This window comes from Pseudomonadota bacterium (genome assembly GCA_039818985.1).
Lineage (GTDB): Bacteria > Pseudomonadota > Alphaproteobacteria > Sphingomonadales > Sphingomonadaceae > Alterisphingorhabdus.
Genome location: JBCBSU010000002.1, coordinates 95,916 through 121,772, shown reverse-complemented (window position 1 = coordinate 121,772; position 25,857 = coordinate 95,916). Strand labels below are relative to the sequence as shown.

The window sequence follows — 25,857 nt, the reverse complement described above, 5'->3', positions numbered from 1 at the left end:
CTATGTCCGCATCCTGTTTCACGGGAGGCGCAGATGGTCAGCCGTCATGTGGTTTTGCTTATTGCCGCGCTTGCAGTGGCACCCGGCGCCGGTCTGACGGTCAACGCTGCCAATGGAGCGCCTTCAGTCGCGCCAAGCGAACGAGCTAGCATAAGCGACATGCGCGACACTGCTATCGCCATCAACGCGACGATGCGGCGTTATCACTATAATCCACGCGAACTGGATCAGCCCGAATATCGCCAGATCGAAGCAGCCGTGCTTGCGCTTGGGCACAGTGCGACAGACAGCGATGCCTTTATCGCCGGCTTTCGGGAAATCTGGAAAGACGCGCCCTTTTCGCACGTCAACCTGACCAAGGCGCGCGGCACAGCCGAGGAAACCGCAGCCTATCTCGACCAGATGACCGTCGGTGCCGACGCAGTGCGGCTCGAATGGGCGGGAGACGATGCCGTGCTTACCGTCAACACGATGATGGGCAGCGACACCGTCACCGCCATTGATGCGGCCTTTGCGAGCCTGCATGAGCGTGGCGCGGCACGGCTGATCATCGACCTGCGCTCCAATGAGGGCGGCGCGTTCGCGGTGCGCCCGCTATTGGGGCATCTGCTGGACAAGCCTTATGACGCGGGTCTGTTCGTCTCGCAAAAATGGTATGCCGATAATGACGGCGCGCCGCAGGCTGATGACATGGTCGGACTTACACCTTGGACCGGATGGTCGATCCGCCGCTTCTGGGCGGATGTCGCCGACGCGCCGTTGACCAGGATACAGTTCACCCCCTCAATCCCGGTTTTTGAGGGACCGGTCTATGTCCTTACCAGCCGCAAGACCGCGAGCGCTGCAGAACTGGCCAGTGACGCGTTGCAGGCGGCGGCGCGCGCGACGATTGTCGGCGAGCGGACTGCCGGTGCAATGCTGTCGCAAAAACCCTTCGATATACCCGGTGGCGTGCATCTGTTTCTGCCGATTGCGGATTATTACTCGCTCGCCAATGGCCGCATAGAGGGACGCGGCGTGGCCCCGGATATTGCAGTTGATGCCGACAAGGCGCTCGAGTTGGTGCGGGCGATGGCTGAATAGCCAGTGTCACAATGGAGGGTGATGGCGAAAGGCTGGAGCGGGTAGCGGGAATCGAACCCGCCTAACTAGCTTGGAAGGCTAGGGCTTTACCACTAAGCTATACCCGCTTGGCCGAGGCGCTATTGCCAGCCAGACAAGGCTCCGTCAATATTTTTGCGCAATGCCCGCTTGCGGTTTACTCACCGGCGTCCTGTTGGGGCGCGCGGAAATAACGGAACATGTGACCGACATAATCCGCCTTGCCCAGTTCGACACCGAGATGCCGCATGATCGCATAGGCAGTGGTGGCGTGGAAATAGATTTGCGGCAGTGCCCAGTCGCGCACATATTGATAGCGCGTCAGATCGAAGGTCATGCCATTGGGGATGGTCAGCGCGATCATCGCGTCTTCATCACCGGCGAAATCATCCTCGCCAAGATCCGCCAGCAGGGCCTGTGTCTCGTCGATCAGGGCCTTGAGCGCATCCAGTGCAATAATGTCCTCGGCGATGGGCGGCATCGTCTTTCCGGTCAGCTTTCCGGCAGAATCGCGTGCCTGACCACAGACGAAGCGAATCTGTGACGACAGCGGCAGCATATCGTCGTGCAGTTGTGCGGCCATCAGCGCCTCGACTGAGGTGCCTGCGGCTTCGGCCCATGCCTGGGCCTTGTCGAGCTGGCCCGAAAGACCGTTGAGCAGCTGGGTGAAGGTCGGGATGGTCAGCGCATAGAGTGACATGGGGTTTCCTTGCAAAAAGACTGGGTAGTGTTCCCGGCATAGGGCAGGTTCGGACCATTGGCCAGATTTCTGACGTCCATATGAACGCCAGGCGCTTTCTGATACATTTTGCGACAATAAGGCCCTGTGCTGACAAATGCGTGCGACAAAGCGCGGGCATAACCGTCATCAAGGAGCCGCAGTGAGATCACACCCTCTCAATTCCCCTGGCACTGCGGCTCCACCTGACAAACCAAGGATAGTGACGATGAAAAAACTGATGATGACAAGTGCAACCCTGGCGATGGCGCTGACTGCCGGCATTGCCCTGGCCCAGCCGGGTCCTGGCGGTGGCGACCGCATGTTGCGTGGCGACAGCAATGGCGATGGCGCGATCAGCCGCGATGAACTGACGGCGCAGGTGCAGCGGCGCTTTGCCCGCATGGACGTCAATGGTGACGGTCAGATCAGCGCTGCCGACCGTGAGGCGCGTCAGGCCGAGCGTTTCGCCAATGCCGATGCCAATGGCGATGGCGAAGTGACATTCGAGGAAATGGAAGCGGCGAGTGCCGAACGCCGGGCCGAGCGTTTTGCCCGCCTCGACACTGACAATAGCGGCACGCTGAGCCAGCAGGAGTTGGCCAAGACGCGCAAGGGCCGTGGCGGCGAGCGTGGTGCCCGCGGTCGTGGCCGCGGTCGTGGCGGACCGGGCGGTGCTATGCTGCGCCGCGCCGATACCGATGGCGATGGCGCCATCAGCTATGCCGAAATGGAAGCCCAGGCGCTGGCCCGCTTCGACCGCACCGATGCCAATGGCGATGGCCAGATCACCGCTGACGAGCGCGCGGCGGCCCGCGAAAACCGGCGTGGCGGTCGCGGTCGTGGTCGCGGCGGCCGGGGTTTTGGTGGCCCGGGCGGTTGATGCCGATCTGACAAACCTGTCTCCCAGGGGCTAAGGCAGCTTGTCGGCACGGCAATGCTGCCTTACCCTTTTGCCGCGACACCGTTTTTTCGCACTGCTGACCGTTCGATCCTGCCATGACAGACACCGCCACCGACACCATGCCGCATATCCTGCTGGTTGATGATGACCGCGATCTGCGTGAGTCGGTCGCCGACTATCTCTCCGGTCATGGTTTTCGCGTCACCGCAGCAGCGCATGCCGCAGAAGCACGCAGCCTGCTGCGCACCGCACTCTATGATCTGGCGCTGCTCGATGTGATGATGCCGGGCGAGGATGGCCTCAGCCTGTGCCGTCACCTTGCCGACAAGGGGGACATGCCGGTGATCATGCTGACTGCGCGCGGCGAGGCGACCGACCGTATCATCGGACTGGAGATCGGCGCCGATGATTATGTCACCAAGCCGTTCGACCCGCGCGAACTGGTGGCGCGCATACGCACCGTGTTGCGCCGGGTCGAGCGCGCCGGTCGCTATGCCCGTGAAGAACAGATTGCCGGGTTCGGTTTTGATGGCTGGGTGCTCGATACCGTCAAACGCTCGCTCACCGATCCCGAGGGTGCGCTGGTGCCGCTGTCCTCGGCGGAATATAAGATGCTCGAGGTGTTTGTGCGTCATCCGCGACAGGTGCTCAATCGTGACCAGCTGCTCGACATGGTGCAGGGGCGCGAGGCGCATCTTTTCGATCGCGCTGTCGACAACCAGGTCAGCCGTTTGCGCAAGAAGGTCGAAGTTGACAGCCGTGACCCGCAACTGATCCAGACGGTGCGCGGCGGCGGCTATATGCTGGCGGCCAATGTCGCGATTATCGGTGCGGGCGAGCCGCATGGCTGACAAGAAGCGCCTGCGCCTGTGGCCGACCAGCCTCACCGGACAGATTTGCGCTGCGCTGGCGCTGGCGCTGCTGGCGGTGCAGTTGTTCAATGCGGTGCTGCTCTATCGCGGCCAGCAGGCGCAGAGCGAAGCGCAGATCGTCAATGCGCTGGGGGTGCGGATCGTCACCACCAGTGAGCGGCTGGAACAGGTACGTGAACGCCGTGCCCAGCGTTTGCGCCGCCGGGCCGAAGCCAGGGGTGATAGCCTGCCGGACGACCGGGCGGACCGGCCGCTGCCCGGGCGTATCGGCGAGGGACTGCGGCGTCGTGGCATGCGCCGGGGCATCACCCTGGAAGACACGCCGCCCGATACCGCCAATATGGAGCCGCAGCCGCGATTGCAGGCGCGGCTGGGCCAGTTGCTCAATGGCTATAATATCCCGCACAGCCGGCTGGCGGTCTATTTCGATGACCGGCCGATGCTGCCGCCGCCGGGCGCGGTCGCCCCGCAGACGGCTGCCGGTCCGGGACGGATTGTCGCGGTACTGCAGCGAGAAGACGGGCAATGGCTGGCGGTGCGGGTGCCGGCGCCGGGTGACAGCCGCCGCATCACCGCCTGGCTGGTGGTGCAGACGATATTGATCTACGCGGTGCTGCTGGCGGCGATCATCTGGGTAACACGGCGGATCACCAAGCCGCTGGCGGCGCTCACCCAAGGTGTGCGTAACTTTACCGAGACCCAGCATCATGCCCCGCTCGAACCTTCGGGACCGGATGATATTGCCGGGCTGACCGAGGCGTTCAACCGCATGAGCCGCCGTATCGGTGCGATGCTTGACGAGAAGGATGTCATGCTCGGCGCCATTGGCCATGATCTGAAAACACCGCTGGCCGCGCTCAGGGTGCGGGTCGAATCGGTTGAGGACGAAACCCTGCGCCGCCGCATGGTCGCCAGCATAGACGATCTCAACCGTTCGCTCGAGGATATGCTGGCGCTGGCACGCATCGGCCATGATGTCCAGCCGCCCCAGCCGGTCAATATCGCGGCGCTGCTCGACACCATTGCCGATGAATTTACCGATCTCGGCAAAGAGGTGGAAATGGTCGACGTCGCACGGCTGGTGGCAGCGGTGCATGTCACCTGGATGCGGCGCGCCATTCGCAATCTGGTCAGCAATGCGGTGCGCTATGGCCAACGGGCGCGGCTGTTCCTCCGGCTCGATGATGGCGATGTCGTCATCCGCATCGATGATGATGGCCCCGGCATTGCCGAAGAAGAGCTGGCGCATATCTTCGATGCCTTTTACCGGCTGGAAAAATCGCGCAGCAGCGCCACTGGCGGCACCGGCCTGGGCCTGACCCTGGCGCGGGCCATTGCCGAACAGCATAAGGGCAGATTGACCCTGGCCAATCGCATCGATGACAGCGGCACGGTCACCGGCCTCAGCGCCACCATCCGCTTTCCCGCAGCCTGACGCGCGACCGGCGCGGCTCATCGCAGCGTGCCAATGCCGTCTGCCGAAAACTGTGTGACGTTCATCCGGGTTTAATGTTTACAGGCGTAGTCGTTACGCTTACGCATGTAGATACAGCGCAGGAGTTATTTGGGGCAGGGGCTTTTTGCGTGAAGGCTGAGGAGGGTAGGATGCCGAAAGAGAGAATCAGCGAAGCCGAGTTTGAGGTGATGGACTGCCTGTGGCGCCAGTCACCACTGACCGCCTCGGAAATTGCCGAGCAGGTGCCGGCTGAGCGCGAATGGTCGCTGCAAACGGTCAAGACCCTGTTGTCGCGGCTGGCGAACAAGGGTGCCATTGCCCATGACGTAGATGGCCGCCGTTATCTCTACCGACCGTTGCTGGCGCGCGCCGATTATGTCGCCGGTGAGTCCACCCGCTTTGTCAATCGCCTGTTTTCCGGTCGCGCCGGGCCGCTTTTCGCCCATCTGGCAGAGCGCGAGGCATTTTCCGATGAGGATATTGCCGACATTGAGCGTCTCCTGAAGGAGATGAAAAAATGAGCGACTTCACCGGAAACTACACCCTCGCACATCTGTTTTCCGCCGATACCTGGCTGTTGTGGAGCAGCGATACGCTGGTGGCCACGGCGCTGCTTATCGTCATCGTGATGCTTCTCCGCCGCCCGGTGGCACATCTCTTCGGGCCGCAACTCGGCTATCTGTTGTGGCTGATCCCGCTGGCACGGCTGTTCCTGCCGGCTTTCTCGCAAAAGGTGGTCATCGAAGCGCCGGTCACCGCATGGGGCAGCGATATTGCCGGCCGGGTGGCGGCAGGGGCGTCCGCACAGGGACGCGACCTGCCGCCATCGGGTCTTGCCGAGCAGACCGTCGGCGTCGGCCTGACGGACTTCGATATCTGGCCGGTGCTGATGGTTGTCTGGCTCGGCGGTGCCGCGATCTTCCTGATCGTCGAACTCGCCATTTATCTGCAGCAGCGACGCGAAATCCTTGTCGATGCGCGTGAGTTGCGCCGCATTGGCGATATTCGCGTGATCGAGGTTGCGGGCATAGAAGGGCCGTTCGCCTTTGGCGTGCTCCGTCGCTACATCGCGGTGCCGGTCGATTTCTCGCTGCGTTACACGGAAACCGAGCAGCATCTGGCGCTGCGCCACGAACTGGCGCATCACCGGGCGCGCGACCTTTGGGCCAATTTCGCCGCCATAATCCTGCTGGCGCTGCACTGGTTCAATCCACTCGCCTGGATTGCCTATCGCTATTTCCGCTTCGATCAGGAGGCGGCATGTGACGCCCGTGTCCTGGCCAGCGCCGATGCCGAGGAACGCGCACAATATAGCCGTCTGATCGCCAAGGCAGCGACGGGACGCACATTGGCTTTGGGGAGCCCACTCACGCCCAGAAACAAGTTGAAAGAGAGGCTTATTCTCATGAATCAGAAACCCAAATCGCGTGCGCGCCATATTCTTGGCTCCGCGAGTATGCTGGGGGGTACTGCGGCTGCCCTCGCTCTGACTGCCACGGTAAGCTATGCCTGTGTGGTCAAGCCGGTAAAGGCTGTGGCTCCGGTTCCGTCGGTTGCAGCCGCTGCCATGGTGGCGCCCGTTGCACCGAAGCCCGTGGCTGTCGTGAAGCCTGAGGCACCGACTGACACTGTGGTGGTCGAACTGGCCATGGCTGACAAAAAGGTCGTCATGATCGAACGCGAGATCGTCGAGAAGAAAGCCGCCAGGGCAGAGGCCAAGGCGCGCGCGATGATGGTCAAGGCGCAGTTGAGCGAGGCTGAAGTCGAAGCCATTCGTGCCGAGGCCGAAGCCAGCGCCCGCCAGGCTGAAGTCGAGGCCCGTGCAATGGCGTTTGAGTCGCTGGAGAATCTCGATGTCGAAGCGATGATCCCGGAGCTCAGCTTTTCGCGTGACTGTTCCGAGGGCGAGGAGACCGAGAAAGTCACCTCCAGCAGCAAGGATGGCCGCACCCTGCTGAGGGTTCGGGTATGCAGTGCCGAGCGGCTGGCCGAGGCGCGCGCCGGTGCGCTCGAAGGACTGCGCGAAGCCCGTGACGATATTGCCCGGGAAACCGACATTCCGGAAAAACTGCGCAAAAAGCTGATGAAGACATTCGACCGCCAGATTGCGCGGCTCGAGGCTGAACGCGGCTGACGCTTTTGTCCTGTCTCCTCCGGTTGCATGCGCATGTGCAGCTGGAGGAGCAAGGCGGGCAGTGCGTCCCCCTGTGATCGCCGGAAGCGCTGCCCGTTTTACCACCAGACTGCTTTATTTTCGGCTGTTTTCGTGGCACTAGCCAGGCATGAGCCTGTCGACCCTTCCTGAAAAACCGTATCCAACCGGACTGTGCGAACAGCTGGAGCCACTGGTGACACGGGTACTGGCGGACAATCCCTCGCCCTTCACCTTTACCGGCACCCAGACCTATCTGGTCGGCAATGCCAGTGACCGTGCGGTGATCGACCCCGGGCCTGCCGATCCCGACCATATCGCCGCAATCATCGCCGCCGCCGGCGAGGCAAAGATTGTCGCGATCTGCTGCACCCATACCCATCGCGACCATTCCCCCGCCGCGGCACCGCTGGCCGAGGCAACCGGTGCACCGATTATCGGCTGTGCGCCTCTGGTGCTGAATGATGACGGGCCACGCGCAGATGAGGCGTTCGATATCAGCTATGCCCCCGATAGGGTGCTGGTGGATGGTGAGCGGATTTCCGGCGATGGCTGGACATTGGAGGCGGTGGCGACACCGGGGCATACCAGCAACCATTTGTGCTATTCTGTCATTGAGAGCGGGGCACTGTTCACCGGCGACCATGTCATGGGCTGGTCGACCAGCGTCATCTCGCCGCCCGATGGCGATATGGCCGCCTATATGGCCTCGATGCAGAAGGTGCATGATCGCGAGGACAAGGTCTATTATCCGGCGCACGGACCGCAGATTGACAAGCCGCGCCAGCTGGTGCGCAGTATGATGGGCCATCGCAAGCAGCGCGAGAAACAGATTCTCAAGCAGATCGAGAATGGCCCGAAAACGATCAAGGCGATGGTACCGGAAATGTATAAGGGGATCGACCCGCGGCTGTTCGGCGCCGCAGGCCGATCGGTGCTGGCGCACCTGATTGATCTGCGAAACCGCGGGCTGGTTACGCAACAACATGATGAGCAATGGGTCCTTATCGTGTGATGCGGCTATCATCGCTTGCCCTGCTTCTGGGCCTGGCGCTTACGTCCTGTGATAAAGCTGGTCATGAGGATATCGGTGCGGAACCCTTTGTCCTGCCTGAAGCCATAAGCAATAATGCGGCCGCCCTGGCAGCGGGTAAAGACGGTGTGACGCTCTACAGCTTTAATGGCCTGGCTGCCGGCAAGAGCTGGGCCGATGCGCGCAACATCGCCTTTGCCTGCCCGATCCAGCGCCGCCGTTGCAGAGCCATTGCCGATGTTCCAGGTCCAGAAGGGCGTTTGGCCAGCGTCGCGGTAACGCTGGGCGAAGATATCTATATCTTTGGTGGCTATAGTGTCGCTGAAGATGGCAGCGAAAAATCGCTGCCCTATGTCCATCGCTTCGATCCGATGACCGAAAGCTATACCAGGCTTGCCAATATGCCGGTGCCGGTCGATGACAGCGTCGCACTGCCCTATATGGATCGCTATATCTATCTCGTCTCCGGCTGGCACGATATCGGTAATGTCTCGCTTGTGCAGGTCTATGATAGCCAGACCGACAGCTGGTTCGGCGCGAGCGACTATCCGGGCGCACCGGTCTTTGGTCACGCCGGCGGCATTGTCGGCAACAGCCTTGTCATCGCCGATGGTGTGCTGGTGCGCGATGAACCGGACAGCCCCAAATATGGGCCGTCAGATGAGGTCTGGCGCGGGGATATTGATCCGGATAACCCGGCAATAATTCGCTGGCGGCGGGTTAAGGCACATCCGGGCAAACCGCTTTATCGCATGGCCGCAGCGGGTAATGCGACATTGGAACAAGTGATTTTCGCAGGCGGCAGCGACAACCCCTATAATTATGATGGCATCGGCTATGACGATATTCCCTCAGAGCCATCATCTGCCCTATTTGGCTATGATGTAAACACCGATCAGTGGACGCAATTTGCACCACTCTCCAAAGCCAGCATGGACCATCGTGCCCTGATTTTTGATCATGAAAATGCCTATATCATGGGCGGTATGCGGCGGGGACAAGAGACACATGCCGATATAACGCAGCTTGGCCTGAAAGAACTGTCAGCGGCGGAAGAATGAAGGCGGTATCCGTGCAGCTACGCCTCACACCCTTCATATTCCCCACGCACAAAGGCCTCGCTCAGCGCGAATTTCTGGATCTTGCCCGAGCCGGTAAGCGGCCATTTCTCGACCCAGATCCAGTGCGCCGGGGTTTTCTGCGGTGACAGGCGCTCGCGGATAAAGGCTTTCAGTTCATCGGCACTCGGTTTTTCTCCGGGGGCAGCGCGCATGAAGCAGGCGACAATCTCGCCCCATTTGTCGTCGGGCACCCCGGCGACCGCGACTTCGGCGACCATCGGATGCTCGAGCATTGCCGCTTCGATCTCTGCCGGGAACAGATTTTCGCCGCCGCGAATGATCATTTCCTTCACCCGCCCGGTAATCCGGCAATAGCCGCGTTCGTCCATGGTGCCGAGATCGCCGGTGTGCAGCCAGCCATCCTTGTCGATCGCTGCCGCCGTGGCTTCGGGATTGTCGTTATAGCCCTGCATCACGCTATAGCCGCGCACACAGATTTCCCCCTGCGCACCGATCGCGCAGACACTGTTGTCGCCGGTATCTCGGATCGACACTTCAAGATGCGGCAGTGGCTGGCCGATGGTCCCGGTCAGGTCGTTTTCGCTGTCGCTGGCCCAGGTCTGGGTGATCACCGGCGAAGATTCGGTCTGGCCATAGACGATCAGCGTCGGCGCGCCGAATACCTGTTTGCCGCCGCGGATCAGTTCGGGTGCCATCAGCGCGCCGCCGCCGACACTGGTCTTGATCGAGCTGCAATCGGCGCCCATGGTCCGCGCCGCCTCTATGATCGCGATCAGCATGGTTGGCACCCCGCCCAGCACTTTGGGCCGCTCACGTTCGATCACGCCGACAATCGCAGCGGGGTCGAAGGCGGAGACCAGGATCAGCGTTGCCCCCATGGTCAGACAGCCCAAAACGCTGACCGCGCTGCCGGCGGTGTGGAACAGCGGGAAGGGGCAGACAAAGCCGTCGCCCGCTTCGATGCCGAGGCGGTGGAACACGTCGAAATTGCTCTGCAACAACCCCTGCTGATGCAGCAACACCCCCTTGGGAAAGCCGGTGGTGCCGGAGGTATATTGAATCTGCACGATCGAACGCGGTTCGGTCTGACGCAGTTCGCCGACGTCATGCCCGGCGAACAGCGCGTCGTCATCGGTCACATCAATCTGGTTGGTCACCGCTGGCAGGTCTTGGCAGGCAGCCTTGACAATCGGCTTCAGCTCGGCACCGCGCACCACGGGTGTGTAATAGATCGCCTCGGCCCCGGATTGCTCGAGCACATATTTCACCTCGCGCGGGGTGAAGGAAGGGTTGATCGTCACCAGCGTCAGCCCGGCCAGCGCCGCGCCATATTCCAGCATTACCCATTCGGGGCAATTGCCGGCAAAAATGGCGATGCGGGCGCCCTGCGGGTGGCGCGATGCCAGTGCCCGCGCGGTTTTCTCGGCATCGCTCAGCAGTCCGGAATAGGTCCATTCGCGGCCTATCGTGCCGTCGGCCAGCACCTCGCGCAGCGCTTTCCGGTCGCCGATGCGTTCCGCCTGCTCGCGCAGAACCGCATCGATCGTCATCTCGCGATATCGGGTATCGGTCTGTGCAGGAAAATAGGATTCGCTCAGCGCAACCTTGTACATGATGGCATTCTCCCGGGTGCCGCCCTTTGCGGGTCGGTCGATTCGTGTTTTTGCAGTTATTTACTATAGCGATGCGGCGGCAAATTGCAGTGATGCGACCCGGACTCCGCTTTGACTTGGCGACCCCAAAGGCTTTCTTGCTCGAAAAGAGCGCAAAAATCGCTATATCACTGGCAAACATGCCGCGATTGGCCGTCGCCAATGGCGCTACGCCATATATTGACAGGGAACCCCGCCTATGTCCGCAATCAACCGTGAGAGCCTTGCCGGCCTCGACCTCAGGGCCGAGATTGACCGCCTGCGCAAGGAGCGAAACGCCATCATTCTGGCGCATTATTATCAGAAGCCGGAGATTCAGGATCTCGCCGATTTTGTCGGCGATTCGCTTGAATTGTCGCGCAAGGCGGCGGAGACCGATGCCGATGTCATCGCCTTTTGCGGTGTGCGTTTCATGGCCGAGACCGCGAAAATCCTGTCGCCGGACAAGATCGTGGTGCTGCCCGACATGGACGCCGGCTGCTCGCTCGAGGATAGCTGCCCGCCGGATAAATTCCGTGCGTTTCGTGAAGAGCATCCCGATCATATCGCGCTGACCTATATCAACTGCTCGACCGAGGTGAAGGCGCTCAGCGACGTCATCGTCACCTCGTCCAGCGCCGAGACCATCCTGCAGCAAATTCCCGATGACCAGCCGATTATCTTCGGTCCGGACAAACATCTGGGCGGCTATCTGGCGCGCAAATTCGGTCGCGACATGCTGTTATGGCCGGGCGTGTGCATCGTGCATGAGAAATTCAGCGAAACCGAGCTGGTCAAGCTCAAGGCTGAGCATCCCGGCGCCCCGGTCGCGGCGCACCCCGAATGCCCGTCCTATATCATTGACCATGCCGATCATGTCGGTTCGACCAGCTCGATCCTCAAATTCGCCAAGGAGACCGATGCCGATACGGTGATTATCGCCACCGAGCCGCATATCATCCACCAGATGGAAAAAGCGGTGCCGGAAAAGACATTCATCGGCGCGCCGGGTGCCGACGGCAACTGCAACTGCAATATCTGCCCCTATATGGCGCTCAACACGCTGGAGAAGCTATATTTCGCGCTGCGCGACCTCGAACCACGCATCGAGATCGAGGAGGAGCTGCGGCTGGAAGCGAAGAAATCGCTCGACCGGATGATGGAAATGTCCGGCGGTTCGGTCGGCCAGGGCGATCTGGGGCCGAAGGACCTGGCGCATAAGGGGTGAGGGTTTTGCACATCAGGCCTTTGGCATCGTTTCTTCTGTGTCTGCTGGCTGGCCTGTTATTGGCCAATACCGGCGATAATCCAGCCGACCATGCCTATGCCGAAGGCCAGATCTGGGCATATGATACCCGCGCAGGCGAAGAAGGCTCATTGCTCAAGATACAGAAGATTGAGCTTATCGGCCCTGCCGAAGAACCTATGGAAGTGTTCCATCTCAGCATTGTCGGAATATCCTTTTCCAACAAGGCGGTAGGTTCTGTCTTGCCGCATACGCCGGTATCGCGCCAAACCCTTGATGACAGTGTGGTCCGCCTGGATGACAGTGACGTTGAGTTCCCGCTGCCAAGTGCGGTGCAGCAGGGAATTGCTGCCTGGGAAGAAGCGCAGGGCGGCGTTTTCACCGTATCGGTGAAGGAGATTATCGACTTTGTTGACCAGGCGATCGCCGCCGAGATGCCAGCACCATAGTTAACCCGTTTCCCGTCGTGGCGCTTATCGCGTAATATGCCCCGATGACGCAGCGATATATCCATCGCCGGCGCAGGAAACGCCGTTATCTCTGGCTGCTTTTGCCGCTGCTGCTAATGGCCATGCCTTTTGCGGTCTATGGCTGGTGGCATGGCGGCTATGGCGAGACGGCGGCGCGGACCGCCAATATGCTAGCCGTCGCCGATGGCGCCGCCAACCGGTCGGTGATGGAAGCGCCGATTGATGCCGCCGACACAGGCCCACCCGCGCCGCGGCGGCTGGCGGACGAGATTGCCATGCTGGGTGCCGCCTTTGATGGCGATGTCGGCATTGCGATCCGCGCGGTCGAAAAAGGCTGGGTCGTGGGCCATGATGCCGGCCGACGCTATCCGCAGCAGAGCGTCAGCAAGCTTTGGGTGGCGCTGACCACACTCGACCAGGTCGATAGCAGCGATATCGCGCTTGATGAGCCGATGACGCTGACCCGCGCCGACCTTACCATCTTTCATCAGCCGATCCGTAGCCGCATCGGCAATGGCAGCTATACCACCGACATAGCCGAACTGCTGACGCTGGCGATGACGCGCAGCGACAATACCGCCAATGATGCGCTGTTCCGCCGCGCCGGAGGCCAGCCGGCGGTGCAGCGCTTCCTGGCGGACAACAAGCTTGACGGCATCGCCGTCAGCCCGGGTGAAAAGACGCTGCAAATGCGCATTGCCGGGATGCAATGGGATGACAGCTTCTCCACCGGCCGCACCTTCTGGCGCACGCGCGAGCAGATTCCGATGCGGCTGAGAGCGCGCTCGCTCGGCGCCTATCTTGCCGATCCGCTCGATGGCGCGACACCGTTGGCGATCACCGAAGCGCTGGCCCGGCTACAGCGCGGCGAGCTCCTTTCACCCGAAATGACGGCCTATCTTATCGGCCTGATGACGCAATCAAAGACCGGGCCGAAGCGGCTGCGCGGTGGTCTGGAAGCGGGCTGGACCTTGCCGCACAAGACCGGCACCGGACAGGATCTGGCAAAGCTTTCTACCGCCTATAATGATGTCGGCCTGCTGGTTTCATCCAGCGGCAATCATTATGCGCTTGCGGTCATGATTGGTGCCACTAACCGCCCGATCCCCGAGCGCCAGGTGCTGATGCAGGCGGTGACCCGTGCGGTCATACGCTGCGAGGAGGAAGGCTGGCCCGGCTGCTGATATCGCTGCTAGCGGCAGCGCGATTTGCGGAAGATGCGCGGCTGGCTGCCATTGGCGAGCGAAATCACTGCCACCAGATCATCGCCATCGCGCCAATAGGCGATGCGCTGCGGGAAATCATGATCAGGATTGATAAAAGTAGCGCTTTTTGGGCCCCGTTCGACCAGCGCGAAGCGTACCGGCGCCGCGCCATTGGGCGATGCGAAATAAGTGATCTCGGCACCGCGCGCGTCTATGCGCAACTGCTCGAAAAACGTCGCCTTGCCCTGCTTCAATGTCACCGCATGGCCGAACAGCATATCGCCTTCGGGCTGTGACCAGATTTCGCGATCGCCCTTGCCATTGTCCCAGCACCCGCTGATCCAGCCAAAGTCGGCGATATCGACATTGTCATGGCCATGGGCTAGCGCATCGGTCAGCAGCAAGGGCGTCACCAAAGGCAGCGCAAGCGCGATCCGGCGCATCGTGTGGAAAATGGCGATCATGCATCGGTTTATCTCCCAGCCGGGGATATTTGCCAAGTCCCTGACTGTACGCTCGACATTGGCCGTGCGCAATGGCAAGGACGGACGATGTATTTCACCCTCAAAAATTTCGATCCTGACAGCTTCGTTCGCGCCACGCTGGAAGAGGATATGGGCGGACCGTTGACCGGGGAGAACCGCGGTCGCGATGTTACCAGCGAGAGCGTGATCCCCGCCGATGCGCTGTTCAGCGGCGTCATGGACGCGCGCCATGACTGTGTCGTCGCCGGGCTGGCGCTGGCTGAGGCATTTTTTCGTGTGCTTGACCCGGATGTCGAGATAGAGACGCTGGTCGAAGAGGGCGCAGCGGTCGCTGCCGGTAGCGACCTGATGCGCCTCAAAGGCAAGGGCCGTGCGATGCTCATTGCCGAACGCAGCGCCCTCAATACGGTGCAGCATCTTACCGGTATCGCTACGCTGACCCGCGCCTATGTCGACCGGATTGCCGGAACCGGCGCGACTCTGCTCGACACCCGCAAGACCATTCCCGGCCTCAGGCTGCTGGAAAAATATGCCACTCATATGGGCGGGGCCGAAAACCATCGGATGGGGCTGTGGGATGCGGCGATGATCAAGGACAATCATGTCGCGGTCGCCGGTGGCGTTGCCGAGGCGGTGCGCCGTGCGCGCGAGGCCGGGGTCGAGCGGATCATCTGCGAGGTTGACCGGATCGACCAGATCGAACCCGCGATCGCTGCCGGCGCGACCCATTTGCTGCTCGACAATATGCCGCCCGAAGTGTTGCGCGGTGCGGTGACGCTGATCGGAGGTCGGGTGGTCACCGAGGCTTCGGGTGGCGTCACGCTGGAGACGATCCGCGATATTGCCGAGACCGGGGTCGACTTCATCTCTGTCGGGCGGCTGACCCAGTCGGCCCCGGCGGCGGATATCGGGCTGGATTTTGCCAGTGTTTAGGGGTTTTGCCAGCGCTGTCATGCTGGCAATGACCATGCTACCCGCGGCGGCTCATGCCCAATCCTATCAATGCCGTATCGATGGTGCGCTGCCAGTTTCACCGGGGATCAGCAGACCTGCCGACCAACCACCAAGGGTGCGGCCGGTTGAAGGTTTTGTGCTGGCGCTCAGCTGGTCGCCCGAATATTGCAAGGGCCGCGAAGATGATCGCCGCGCGGCGACACAATGCGGTGCGCTCGATAACCGCGATCGTGCCGCCCGACGCATAGGTGATTTCGGGTTCGTACTGCACGGGCTGTGGCCGGAAACACGCGGACCGGACTATCCGCAATGGTGTGCACCGGTGCGACCGCTGGCCCCGGCGGTGGTGCGGCGCAATCTGTGCATCATGCCCTCGGCACGGCTGATCAACCGGCAATGGGCCAAGCATGGCCGCTGTCTGACTGACAATCCGCAGACCTATTTCCGTATTTCGCGCACCCTTTTCGATGCTGTGCGTTTCCCCGATATGGACCGGCTGTCGCGCCAGAATGATCTCAGCATCGGCAGTTTTCGCAACGCTTTTGCCGCCGTCAATCCCGGACTCGAACCGGACATGATCCGGGTGCAGACCAATCGCCGGGGCTGGTTGCGCGAGGTGCGGCTGTGTCTGGCGCGCAACTATCGTCCACGCCGCTGCCCGATGCATTTGCGGCGCAGTGATGATGGTCGGCGGCTGAATATCTGGCGTGGATATTAGGCGCAGGGCTGCTCGCCGCTATATCCGCCCTTCAAGGACAGAGTCCGCCTGCAGGCCGCGCCAGCCGAGAAGCAGCACCGACGCCGTGAGCGCGACCAGCAGGCCGAAGCTCAGCGGTGCATAGACATTGTAGAGCCAGACGCCAAAGGCTGGGCCGACAACAAAGGCGGCACCGTTGACTGAAGCGACGATGCCCGCCACCTGCCCCTGTTCCGGGCGCGATACCGCGAGGGAAGCACCGGCGGTGAAACCGGGGCGGAACAGGCCGAAGCCCAGTGAGGCAACGACATAGCCGAGCGTGATGCTGTGCAACTCGCCCGCCATGCCGATCATCAGACAGCCAATGCCGCCGAGCAATGCCCCCCACAGGGTCGAGGCGCGCGGCCCCATTTGCAGATAGGGGATCAGTCCCCATTGCGACAGCAGCGTTGCAATTGCCCCGGCCATCAGCACCAGCCCGGTCGGGCCGGCGGCCTCGGTCGGGGTGGCGCGCAGGCCGAGCCGGTCGAGCAGCAAAAAGCCGATAACGCCAAGGATGATCGCCTGGGCATGGCCGCCCAGCAGCCCGGCCACCAGCCATGGCCGGATGCGCCTGTCGGTCCAGCTCAGGCGCTCCGGTTCGGCGCTGTCGCTGTCAATCTCGCTGTCGTCATTGTGCGCCGCACGATTACCCGCAGCGGCGCTATTGCTCGGCTCGCTGACCACCTGCCCGCGCACGGCAAAGCGTGGATCATCATCGGGCAGGCGCAGCCTCAGGGCGATATAGACCATCAACCCGAAACCGGCGAAGAACACGAACGGACTGACCAGCCCCAGCATTGGAATGATCAGCAACGGTGCGATCGCCGGGCCGAGCACGGTGCCGAGACCGAAAGAGGAGGAGATGACCGCCAGCACCCGGGTGCGCAGCGCCCGGTCGGTGCGCGCCGCGACATAGGCCTGTACCGCTGGCGGTGCGGCCGAACCAAAGCCGCCATAAAGGCTGCGGAACAGGGCGAACAGCATGATCGTCGCCACCGCGCCGAGATAGCCGCTGAGCCCGAACCAGAGGATCACTGCGCATGCCAGAAATGAGGAGACAAAGCCCCACATGCCGACCTTCATCAGCGCCTTGCGCCCGCGCCGGTCCGACATGCGGGCCCAATAGGGCGCCGAAAACATCCACAGCAGCGCCGACCAGCTATAGGCCAGGCTGACCCAGAAATCGGGGATGCCCAGCTTGGTGCCGATGCCCGGCATCACCGATTGCATCGCGGTGTTACCGGCCGCGGTGACCAGCATCACCAGAAACAGCACCGCCATGCGGTCGCGCGGCACGGTGGTGCCGGCGAGTATCGACGAGGGCGTTTCGGTTTTGCGCGGCGCGTCCATGGAGCAGGGCATAAGCGGCTGTAGGCGTAAGGGCTAGCATTAAACGCCTATATCCTCCCCGTTTACGGAGAGGCGCCGCGCCGTAGCTTAGCGAAGGCAGGACGGAGGGGGTTCTCCACCTGCGCCGTGCAAAGCCGATAACCCCCTCCCCGCAAGCGGGGAAGATGCAGTGCATGACACTATTATGACGAAATGCTTGGGCTTTGATGACAGTGCCGTTATGATGATTGCCGACAAAGAAAGTGGGGACCTGAATGAGCCTGTCCAAATCCGCAGATGCACCTTTACTGGTGCGCGCCAAACGCAGGCTGACCCGGATGCTCGGCCCCTGGGGTGTGTTCTTCAAGGGCTTTCTCAAACATCCGGTGATGGTCGGTTCGGTCATTCCCTCATCGCGCTTTACCATCGCCAAGATGCTTGCTCCGGTCGACTGGGACAATACCCGGCTGTTCGTCGAATATGGTCCGGGCATCGGCACCTTCTGCCAGCCGGTGCTTGATCGGCTGCGCCGCGATGGCACGCTGATCGTGATCGACACCAATCCCGATTTCATCGCCTATCTGCAGCGCACCATTACCGACAGCCGCTTCCATGCGGTGCACGGTTCCGCCGCCGATGTCGCCGGGATCATCGGTTCCTTCGGTTTCGATAAGGCCGATTATGTGCTGTCCGGCCTGCCTTTTTCGACCCTGCCCGAAGGTGTTGGCCCGGCGATTGGCAAGGCAACTGGCGAGGTTGTGCGTCCCGGCGGGGCGTTTCTGGTCTATCAATTCTCGGCCAAATGCCGCGATTATATGGAGCCCTGGTTTGACCGGATCGACCAGGGTTTCGAGTTCTGGAATATATTGCCGTGCAAGCTGTTCTGGGGCTGGAAGGCCGAAGATGACGCATCCGGGAAACCGGAGAATCATTGACATTCCGCCGCCCGGTGCCTATTTGCTCACTCTTCCCGACAGTGTTTTAGAGAGTTTGGAGCAGCCATGGCGCGCGTTACCGTTGAAGATTGCGTAGATAAGGTCACCAACCGGTTCGATCTGGTTCTTTTGGCGGCCCAGCGTGCGCGCGAGATTTCCGGCGGCGACGAACTGACCATCGACCGCGACCGCGATAAGAACCCGGTGGTGGCACTGCGCGAAATCGCCGAGGAAACCATCAAGCCCGACGATCTGGAAGAAAGCCTGGTGCAGTCGCTGCAAAAGGTCCAGCTCGACGATGACGATACGCCGGACGAGATCGGCTCGCTGAGCAAGTCGGCCGAAGCCCTGCGCCTCACCGCCTCGGCCCCGACCCGGACGACATCGATCAGCACCGATTTCGACGGCTGATTTTCAGGGCTGCGCGACTGCGTGGCACAATACGAGATGAGGAGACGCTATCCCTGCCGGGGCGGGGGTAGCGTTTTGTTTTGGTATTGGGTCACGTTGGATGGGAATTGACGTCCGCATTTGGGTTATGGATGGAATGACTGCCTACGCTTCTAATTATTACAGAGGAGACGGTCCGTCACAGGCCCCAATATCCTAGATATAGCCCAATAGAGAGCGTCTCAGAACATTTCTCTTAGAGCTTGGTGAATTTCCCGATCCTGAAATCGGAAACCAGCTCCAAGGAGTTTTTCCGGCAGGACTCGCTGACCCAGAAGCACAAGCTCAAGCCCTGCCTGCCCCATCACTGCGCGCACTACTGGGCTAGGCATGGGGAGGAAGCTCGACTTTCCAAGGGCAGCCCCAAGAGCGCGGGCAAACTCTGAATTTGTGCAAGGCGCAGGCGAAACCATATTCACAGGCCCCTCGACGTCTCTGTTGTAGACCAGAAAAACTATGGCATTCACAAGGTCGCGCAATGAAATCCAAGACATGATCTGTTTGCCGGTGCCATGCCGGCCCCCTAGATACAATTTGAAGGGTTTAGCAGTTTCAATCAGGGCGCCACCTTCAGGCGACAAGACCACTCCAATTCTCAGTGTGACAACTCTAGCGCCGCTTTCAACAGCCGGCAGAGTCGCCCCCTCCCATCTTCTTGCCATCTCATACAAGAAACAATCTTTCCCCGTGGACGGCAAATCGCCCTCAACGAAAGGCGAATGATCAGTTGGATGAACTCCATATGTGTGCACCGAAGATGCATTGATGAGATCAATTTGGGGGTTTTGAGCGCAGATATTGGCACAAGCTTCGGTCGAAATTAACCGGCTATCCATCATCACATCTTTGTAGCCTTCATCCCAGCGTTTTTCCATCACGCCCGCTCCCGCCAAATTGACTAGCGTCGCAACTTCATTTGGCTGCAATTGTTCCAGCTCAGCCCAAGTTAAATGAGCGGCTCCGTAGGGGAATTCACGACGGAGCTTCTCGCTATCCCGGCCCACGACAATCACGCTGTCGCCCCTTTCATGCAGCTGACGGCCCAGAAGCGAACCGACAAGGCCGCTGGCGCCGCAAATCACGATGCTTGCCATTTGAGCGTACTCCAAATTTTACGTTATTTATCAGATGATAACGGGCATGATATCTATTGTCAATGATCGTTGACAATAGATGAGTGAATGAGATGCCATGATGAATTGCCCGACTTGAAACCGAATTGGATTGCCGGAATAAGAAAGATATCAGCTCTATAGTGGAACCAATGTGACATGCCGCCCATACGCAAACAGGATCGCTCCGTTACGTTAGAGAAGGCAATGCGATGCTTTCTAAAACTCGGCTTTAACGGCGCAAGCATAGCTGACCTAGAAGGGGCGACAGGAACAAACCGCAGACAAATTTTTCGCGATTTTGAGAGCAAGCAATCGCTGTTTATTGAGTGCCTGCAGACATTTGCTGCAATCGCGAGTGAGCGCTTGCTTCAACCCTTGCAGCACCCCGAAGCTGGTCTCGAACAGATACGCTCAACGCTCTATAGTATCGCTGCTCAACCAGATTCCCCAGAAGCTTGTTTTGGATGCCTAGTGTGCAACACGAGTATTGATTATTCGGCAATGCGTGATCCGGCGATCTTCACTATCGTAAACGAGTTCCTGTTTAAGATTGAGGCTGCCTACGCGAACGCTTTGCTTGGTGCCATACGCAAGGGGGAAATCCCTTCCGATGCACTCGAGGATAGTGACTTAGGAAAGGTGATGTTGGCCGCCCATGTAGGCATGTTGGTCTTAGTGAAATCAGGAAAGAGCAGAGAAGCCATGGAACAAATTGCAGCTGAGAATGTCTGTATGCTTCTCGGGAAAATTGGCTTCCGGTCCCCCTGATAAGTCTTGGCTCTTGGATGGTGCGCCAGATTCGAGAGCACGGTAAAGGCTGGTAGCCCAGTTTTAGCTCATATTCCGCTACCAAAAACTGATCGGGAAGTGAGCGCCGTTTTCATATGGAAAAGGGCATGGCGGACCAATGCCCGCCATGCCCTTAGTTGTCCGTATCGCTAGCTAGCGGCCCTACGCCCCTTCGGGCTTGGGATTGCTGAACGGTCCCTTGCGGCCGCCGGCCTTGGGGATGGCGGCGCCGACGCTGGGTTTGACCACGGTGGGGCCGCTGGGCTCGTCGGGGCGGTCGATCTTGCCGTTGTCGAGCAGGCTCTTAATCTCGTCGCCGGTCAGCGTCTCATATTCGAGCAGCGCCTGGGCCAGCGAGTGGAGCTGGTCCTCATTCTCGGTCAGCACCGTCTTTGCCTTGTCATAGCCAGCATCGATGATGCGGCGGATTTCGGAGTCGATCTTCTTCGAGGTTTCCGCCGACATCATGGTGCGCTGGGTCTGGCCCATGCCGAGATAGCCATCGGCCTGTTCCTCATATTGCACCGGGCCGAGCTCGTCCGACATGCCCCATTTGGTGACCATGTCGCGCGCCAGCTGGGTGGCATACTGAATATCGCCACTGGCGCCCGAGGACACCTTGTCATAGCCGAAGATGATCTCCTCGGCGACGCGACCGCCCATGGACACCGACAGATTGGCGTACATCTTGTCGCGGTGATAGCTGTAATTATCGCGCTCGGGCAGACGCATCACCATGCCGAGGGCACGGCCACGCGGGATGATGGTCGCTTTGTGGATCGGGTCGGACGCCGGCTCGTGCATTGCGACAATCGCATGGCCCGCCTCATGATAGGCGGTCATCTTCTTCTCGTCCTCGGTCATCACCATGGACTTGCGCTCGCTGCCCATCATGACCTTATCCTTGGCGTCCTCGAATTCCTGCATCGCGACAAGGCGCTTGGAGCGGCGTGCGGCCAGCAAAGCGGCCTCGTTCACCAGATTGGCGAGATCGGCACCGGAGAAGCCGGGCGTACCGCGGGCGATGATGCGGGCGCTGACATCGGGAGCCAGCGGCACCTTCTTCATATGCACCTGCAGGATCTTCTCGCGGCCATCGATATCGGGCACCGGCACCACCACTTGGCGGTCGAAACGGCCTGGACGCAGCAGCGCCGGATCGAGCACGTCGGGACGGTTGGTCGCGGCGATGATGATGATGCCTTCATTGGCCTCAAAGCCGTCCATCTCGACCAGCAGCTGGTTCAGCGTCTGCTCGCGCTCATCATTGGAGTTGCCAAGGCCATGACCACGCGAACGGCCAACCGCGTCGATCTCGTCGATAAACACGATGCACGGCGCATTCTTCTTGGCCTGTTCGAACATGTCGCGGACACGGCTGGCACCGACGCCGACAAACATCTCGACGAAATCCGAACCCGAAATGGTGAAGAACGGTACGCCTGCCTCGCCGGCAATCGCACGGGCCAGCAGGGTTTTACCGGTACCGGGCGAGCCGACCAGCAATGCGCCCTTGGGAATCTGGCCGCCAAGCCGGGCAAAGCGCGCCGGGTCTTTCAGAAACTCGACAATTTCCTGCAATTCCTCGCGCGCTTCATCGATGCCGGCAACATCGGCAAAGGTCACCTTGCCCTGTTTCTCGGTCAGCATCTTGGCCTTGGACTTGCCAAAGCCCATGGCACCGCCCGCACCGCCGCCTTTCTGCACCTGTCGCATGATGAAAAAGGCGATGGCGATGATCAGGATGAATGGCAGTGCCTGCAGCAGGAACAGCGTCAACAGGCTGGTTTTTTCGGGCGCACGGCCGGTATATTCGATCTGCTTGCTTTCGAGCAGTTCGACCAGGCTGGCATCGCTGCCCACCGGTGTGGCGACCACGCGGCTGCCATCGCTGGCAATGCCGACAATCTGGTCCTCGGCGATTTCGACCTTGGTCAAAGTCCCTGCAGCGATACGGTCACGGAACTGCGAATAGCTTATTTCCGAGGCGCGGCTGTTGACATTGCCGGTGTTGAACATCGACACCACGACCAGAAGCGCGATGATGACACCGGCCCAGATGAGCATGTTTCGGATCCAGGGATTGGGGGTATTCGGTTCCTGATCGTTATTCATATTTGCGTGTCTCTTTCGGCGTAAATCGGATGCAGCCTAGCACATCATATATTTAGATAAGAGTGAAAACTGCGAGTGCAACATAGCCTGCAAAGCCATTCTATAGGATTAATCACGGCATGGTGAACGCGATTTTCATGATCATATAGTTTAACATGTTGAATTATTTGTGTTCTGATCGTTGCGGTGCAACGGCGAAACGCCAGATACCGTCGTTGCTGCTACACAGTACATTGCCCTGGGTCGCTGTCTGGCCTGATTGCAGCGCCGCGATCAGCCGATCCAGCGCATCGCCACGCGGAATCAGCCCCGGCTCGATCCGCTGCAGCGCCAGCACCATGATTCGGCGGATGATATCATGCGGCAGGGCGGTGCCGGTCATATCGCAGAGCAATGCATCATCGCTGCTCTTAAAGCGGCGTCCCGCCTCCTGCCCGGCGGCCCAGCGCAGCGCCTCATCGGCCTGTGCCAGCGCGCTTGCCGATTGCGCTGCCGCTGCTGCGTCGAGCCAGTCGCAGCCGTCCAGTGCCTGGCGCAAATGGCTGCGATCGAAGCGCATATCGCTATTTGAAGGGTCATCGACAAAGGGGATGACGTGACGCGCGCAAAAGCCGAGCAGATCGGCTTTGCCGACATGCAGCAGCGGGCGCAGCACATTGTCGTTGCGTGCCCGGACGCCGGCCATGCCGGCGACACCGCTGCCGCGGTTCAGCCGCATCAGCATTGTCTCAAGCTGGTCATCGGCATGATGTGCGGTCAGCAGCCAAGGACAGTCTTCCTCCGCGCACCAGCGCTGCAACAAATCATAGCGCACATTGCGCGCGGCAGACTGGATATTGCCGATGATCGGCTGCGCCGGGATCAGGATGCTGTGCGGAATATCGTGATCAGCGCAATAGCGGGCGACCATGGCCGCTTCATCGCCGCTTTCGGGGCGCAGCTGGTGATCGATGGTGGCGGCGGCGATGCGCTCCGGCCATAGCCTTGCCGCCAGCACCAGCAGCGCCATGCTGTCGGGTCCACCCGATACGGCAATGCCAATTCCGGCCTGCGGATCATCGGCCGCATCGTCACCGGCCAGCCTGGCAAAATTGTCGGCGAGTTCGGCTGTCAGTGCCGCATCGCCCAGCGTGTCGGGTCGCTGCGTCAATCGCAATCGGCGTCCTGGCGACCGCTGGCCAGTTCATCGGAAAGGCGGCCCTCGGCGATATCGGGATAGACATCGGCCATTTCGGCAAAGGAAGCGCAGGCCTTGGCGTTGTCGCCGCTGGCGATCAGCGACCGGCCGAGATAGTAAAGGCTGTCCGCCGCGCGCGCGCCGCGCGGACCTTTTTGGTAGTTTTCCAGCAGTATCTGCGCCGCGCGGCCCGGCTTGCCACCGTCGAGATAGGCACGGCCAAGCAGGTTGCGCGCATGGCTGATGCGGCGGTGTTCGGGGTGTTTCTCGACGGTCAGCGCAAGTTGCTGCTGGGCTTCGGAATAAAAGCCTGCATCCCATAGGCGGAAGCCATAAATATAATCGTCCTCGCCGGCATCATCACTCTCCGGCTTGATAATCGCCGATACCGCAGCAATGCGCTCGGGGCTGGGTTCCTCGGCTGCAGCAGCAACCGCTTCCTCGGCTCCTGGCGCTGCCTCTATGACCTCTTCGGCTTCCGCCTTTACCTCAAGCGCCGCCAGCCGCTCTTCCATCTGGCCGAGTTTGAAGCTGTTCTCTTCACCGATTGCGGTCAGCGCTGCCAGCTGGCTTTCCAGCGCGTCGACCCGCAGCAACAGGTCGGCAACGGCAGAGTTTGTATTGCTCGGCTGGGCTGTCTCGGGTGCTGTTTCGGGTTGCACCTCAGGCTCGAAAAAACGCTCTGAACCACCCGGAAAGACCTTGCGCTGCACCGCCCGGACTTCGGACTCGAGCCGCTTGACCCGCGCTTCGAGATCGCCGCCCTGCGCCTGTGCCGGATGCGGCACCAGCAGCGCCAGCACTATGGCGCCGGCAGCGGCAGAGAAGAATCGCGGTGCTGTCTGTTTCATGGCTCTGTTGTCCTTGCATGCTGGGCCGGATCGCGCGGGCATATCGGTGAAGTCTCTATCAGGTTCGGCGGAGGCAATCTGGCTCCGCATCGGTGAAGCGTTGCTGAATCATGCTGTTGTTGCACTTATACAGCGAAGCTATCCGTCGTCATCCCCATTGCCATTATCCTCACCAACTGTGCTGGCGGTTTCGCTCTCTCTGGCCAGCAACGCAGCGGCGCTGATCGGCACATCCTTGATCGCCCGCTCGGATGTGCCCAGCGGGGGAACCGCATTACCGCCTATGGTGATCGAAAAAGCATCGGGGCGACCAGTCCATATCTGCGGATTGTCGGCATCGGCGGGGACGATATAGCGCTCGCCCAGAGCCATCTGCTTCTGCAGCAGCTGCTTGCCCGAGCCATCATAGAATTTGACCCACACCTTGTCCTCGGTGGCGGTGAATACAACGTCACCCGTAGCCGGCGCGGTAATGGTGCCGTCATCCTGGCGTTCGACAACTGCACTGCTTGTCGGTGTTTCCGATGCAGCCGCGGTGGCGTTGGCGGTATCGCCGGCATTGTCGGCGAGCGTGGTTTCGCTGTCATCCGCAGCGCCAGGGAAATAGGCGGTGCGCCACAAGGCATAACCGCCGATCACGACCGCGATACCGACAATGGCAATGATCCATGCAGTCCGCGCCGAAGGCACTTTTGCCGGGTCTTCCGGCTCATCGAGCAGCGTCTCGCTGTTGTGCATGCCGCTGACACCTGCAGCGCCCAGCTCCTTGCGCAGATCATCGACAAAATCATCTGGTGACAGGTTGACGGCTCCGGCATAGGACTTGGCAAAGCCGATGGCATAAGTGCGCCCCGGCAGGTCGTCGAACCGGCTCTGCTCCAGCGCTTCGAGGTGGCGTATCGGCACCCGAGTCTTCCCGGCAACGTCCTCAAGCGACATGTCCACGGCCTTGCGTGCCTCGCGCAGGCGGTCGCCCACGCTGAGCAGTGTGAACTCGCCATTTTGCAGCGGCGCGTCTTCCATGGTTCCAGGCGATCCCCTTTGCCTT

General features: G+C 60.7%; 25 protein-coding genes and 1 tRNA gene. 16 read left to right on the top strand and 10 right to left on the bottom strand.

Annotation, left to right across the window (positions count from 1 at the left end; all coding sequences use genetic code 11):
• Nucleotides 1–33 precede the first annotated feature (33 nt).
• The gene (locus tag AAFX04_12235) at nucleotides 34–1,083 is read left to right on the top strand and encodes a S41 family peptidase (GenBank protein ID MEO1046200.1); all 1,050 of its coding nucleotides are present in this window, start codon (nucleotides 34–36) and stop codon (nucleotides 1,081–1,083) included.
• A 33-nt stretch (nucleotides 1,084–1,116) separates the two neighbouring features.
• On the opposite strand, the gene AAFX04_12230 is transcribed toward AAFX04_12235, so the two are convergent.
• Nucleotides 1,117–1,190: transfer RNA gene (locus tag AAFX04_12230), tRNA-Gly, on the bottom strand.
• 68 nt (nucleotides 1,191–1,258) lie between these two features.
• The gene (locus AAFX04_12225) at nucleotides 1,259–1,801 is read right to left on the bottom strand and encodes a DUF1993 domain-containing protein (protein MEO1046199.1); all 543 of its coding nucleotides are present in this window, start codon (nucleotides 1,799–1,801) and stop codon (nucleotides 1,259–1,261) included.
• 247 nt (nucleotides 1,802–2,048) lie between these two features.
• Between AAFX04_12225 and AAFX04_12220 the strand changes: the two genes are divergently transcribed.
• From AAFX04_12220 to AAFX04_12190, 7 genes are all read left to right on the top strand, one after another.
• Entirely contained in the window at nucleotides 2,049–2,702 is a 654-nt protein-coding gene (locus AAFX04_12220; GenBank protein ID MEO1046198.1) for a hypothetical protein, read from the top strand.
• A gap of 116 nt (nucleotides 2,703–2,818) precedes the next feature.
• On the top strand, nucleotides 2,819–3,574 hold the full coding sequence (locus AAFX04_12215; GenBank protein MEO1046197.1) for a response regulator: 756 nt from the start codon (nucleotides 2,819–2,821) through the stop codon (nucleotides 3,572–3,574).
• A complete protein-coding gene (locus AAFX04_12210) occupies nucleotides 3,567–5,030 on the top strand; it encodes a HAMP domain-containing sensor histidine kinase (protein MEO1046196.1) in 1,464 nt (487 codons plus the stop codon). The genes AAFX04_12215 and AAFX04_12210 overlap by 8 nt, the downstream gene beginning before the upstream one ends.
• 170 nt (nucleotides 5,031–5,200) lie before the next feature.
• The gene (locus AAFX04_12205) at nucleotides 5,201–5,572 is read left to right on the top strand and encodes a BlaI/MecI/CopY family transcriptional regulator (GenBank protein ID MEO1046195.1); all 372 of its coding nucleotides are present in this window, start codon (nucleotides 5,201–5,203) and stop codon (nucleotides 5,570–5,572) included.
• On the top strand, nucleotides 5,569–7,185 hold the full coding sequence (locus tag AAFX04_12200) for a M56 family metallopeptidase (GenBank protein ID MEO1046194.1): 1,617 nt from the start codon (nucleotides 5,569–5,571) through the stop codon (nucleotides 7,183–7,185). The genes AAFX04_12205 and AAFX04_12200 overlap by 4 nt, the downstream gene beginning before the upstream one ends.
• A gap of 148 nt (nucleotides 7,186–7,333) precedes the next feature.
• Entirely contained in the window at nucleotides 7,334–8,218 is an 885-nt protein-coding gene (locus AAFX04_12195) for an MBL fold metallo-hydrolase (protein ID MEO1046193.1), read from the top strand.
• Entirely contained in the window at nucleotides 8,200–9,297 is a 1,098-nt protein-coding gene (locus tag AAFX04_12190; protein MEO1046192.1) for a galactose oxidase, read from the top strand. Before AAFX04_12195 ends, AAFX04_12190 begins: the two co-directional genes overlap by 19 nt.
• A 17-nt stretch (nucleotides 9,298–9,314) precedes the next feature.
• On the opposite strand, the gene AAFX04_12185 is transcribed toward AAFX04_12190, so the two are convergent.
• Complete coding sequence (locus AAFX04_12185; protein ID MEO1046191.1) at nucleotides 9,315–10,931, bottom strand: AMP-binding protein; 1,617 nt, start codon at nucleotides 10,929–10,931, stop codon at nucleotides 9,315–9,317.
• A gap of 238 nt (nucleotides 10,932–11,169) precedes the next feature.
• On the opposite strand from AAFX04_12185, the gene nadA reads away from it, so the two are divergent.
• The 3 genes from nadA to AAFX04_12170 all read left to right on the top strand — a co-directional run bounded on the left by nadA (nucleotide 11,170) and on the right by AAFX04_12170 (nucleotide 13,849).
• Nucleotides 11,170–12,177 (top strand): quinolinate synthase NadA, encoded by a 1,008-nt coding sequence (nadA, locus tag AAFX04_12180; protein MEO1046190.1) that lies wholly within the window; start codon nucleotides 11,170–11,172, stop codon nucleotides 12,175–12,177.
• A 20-nt stretch (nucleotides 12,178–12,197) separates the two neighbouring features.
• Nucleotides 12,198–12,644 carry a hypothetical protein gene (locus AAFX04_12175; protein MEO1046189.1) on the top strand — a complete coding sequence of 149 codons (447 nt, stop codon included), beginning with the start codon at nucleotides 12,198–12,200 and terminating at the stop codon, nucleotides 12,642–12,644.
• Nucleotides 12,645–12,760: 116 nt separating this feature from the next.
• Nucleotides 12,761–13,849, top strand: a complete 1,089-nt coding sequence (locus AAFX04_12170) for a serine hydrolase (GenBank protein ID MEO1046188.1) — start codon at nucleotides 12,761–12,763, stop codon at nucleotides 13,847–13,849.
• Nucleotides 13,850–13,857: 8 nt separating this feature from the next.
• Here the strand turns inward: AAFX04_12170 and AAFX04_12165 are convergent, their stop codons facing one another.
• Nucleotides 13,858–14,334, bottom strand: a complete 477-nt coding sequence (locus AAFX04_12165) for a DUF6265 family protein (protein MEO1046187.1) — start codon at nucleotides 14,332–14,334, stop codon at nucleotides 13,858–13,860.
• Between the two features lie 87 nt (nucleotides 14,335–14,421).
• Between AAFX04_12165 and nadC the strand changes: the two genes are divergently transcribed.
• Nucleotides 14,422–15,288 carry a carboxylating nicotinate-nucleotide diphosphorylase gene (gene nadC / locus AAFX04_12160; protein ID MEO1046186.1) on the top strand — a complete coding sequence of 289 codons (867 nt, stop codon included), beginning with the start codon at nucleotides 14,422–14,424 and terminating at the stop codon, nucleotides 15,286–15,288.
• 28 nt (nucleotides 15,289–15,316) lie between these two features.
• Entirely contained in the window at nucleotides 15,317–16,027 is a 711-nt protein-coding gene (locus AAFX04_12155; GenBank protein ID MEO1046185.1) for a ribonuclease T, read from the top strand.
• An 18-nt stretch (nucleotides 16,028–16,045) separates the two neighbouring features.
• On the opposite strand, the gene AAFX04_12150 is transcribed toward AAFX04_12155, so the two are convergent.
• Complete coding sequence (locus tag AAFX04_12150; protein MEO1046184.1) at nucleotides 16,046–17,398, bottom strand: MFS transporter; 1,353 nt, start codon at nucleotides 17,396–17,398, stop codon at nucleotides 16,046–16,048.
• Between the two features lie 254 nt (nucleotides 17,399–17,652).
• Here AAFX04_12150 and AAFX04_12145 point away from each other — a divergent pair, with 254 nt between their 5' ends.
• Nucleotides 17,653–18,312, top strand: a complete 660-nt coding sequence (locus tag AAFX04_12145; protein ID MEO1046183.1) for a methyltransferase — start codon at nucleotides 17,653–17,655, stop codon at nucleotides 18,310–18,312.
• A 66-nt stretch (nucleotides 18,313–18,378) separates the two neighbouring features.
• Nucleotides 18,379–18,723 (top strand): DNA-directed RNA polymerase subunit omega, encoded by a 345-nt coding sequence (rpoZ, locus tag AAFX04_12140; protein MEO1046182.1) that lies wholly within the window; start codon nucleotides 18,379–18,381, stop codon nucleotides 18,721–18,723.
• 221 nt (nucleotides 18,724–18,944) lie between these two features.
• Here the strand turns inward: rpoZ and AAFX04_12135 are convergent, their stop codons facing one another.
• Nucleotides 18,945–19,856, bottom strand: coding sequence for a TIGR01777 family oxidoreductase (locus AAFX04_12135; protein MEO1046181.1), 912 nt, complete (start codon nucleotides 19,854–19,856; stop codon nucleotides 18,945–18,947).
• A gap of 177 nt (nucleotides 19,857–20,033) precedes the next feature.
• On the opposite strand from AAFX04_12135, the gene AAFX04_12130 reads away from it, so the two are divergent.
• The gene (locus tag AAFX04_12130; protein MEO1046180.1) at nucleotides 20,034–20,645 is read left to right on the top strand and encodes a helix-turn-helix domain-containing protein; all 612 of its coding nucleotides are present in this window, start codon (nucleotides 20,034–20,036) and stop codon (nucleotides 20,643–20,645) included.
• A gap of 183 nt (nucleotides 20,646–20,828) precedes the next feature.
• On the opposite strand, the gene ftsH is transcribed toward AAFX04_12130, so the two are convergent.
• The 4 genes from ftsH to AAFX04_12110 all read right to left on the bottom strand — a co-directional run bounded on the left by ftsH (nucleotide 20,829) and on the right by AAFX04_12110 (nucleotide 25,832).
• On the bottom strand, nucleotides 20,829–22,781 hold the full coding sequence (ftsH, locus tag AAFX04_12125; GenBank protein ID MEO1046179.1) for an ATP-dependent zinc metalloprotease FtsH: 1,953 nt from the start codon (nucleotides 22,779–22,781) through the stop codon (nucleotides 20,829–20,831).
• Between the two features lie 163 nt (nucleotides 22,782–22,944).
• The gene (gene tilS, locus AAFX04_12120) at nucleotides 22,945–23,931 is read right to left on the bottom strand and encodes a tRNA lysidine(34) synthetase TilS (GenBank protein ID MEO1046178.1); all 987 of its coding nucleotides are present in this window, start codon (nucleotides 23,929–23,931) and stop codon (nucleotides 22,945–22,947) included.
• Nucleotides 23,928–24,809, bottom strand: coding sequence for a tetratricopeptide repeat protein (locus AAFX04_12115; protein MEO1046177.1), 882 nt, complete (start codon nucleotides 24,807–24,809; stop codon nucleotides 23,928–23,930). The genes tilS and AAFX04_12115 overlap by 4 nt, the downstream gene beginning before the upstream one ends.
• Nucleotides 24,810–24,947: 138 nt before the next feature.
• On the bottom strand, nucleotides 24,948–25,832 hold the full coding sequence (locus tag AAFX04_12110) for a RodZ domain-containing protein (GenBank protein ID MEO1046176.1): 885 nt from the start codon (nucleotides 25,830–25,832) through the stop codon (nucleotides 24,948–24,950).
• Between the last annotated feature and the right edge of the window lie 25 nt (nucleotides 25,833–25,857).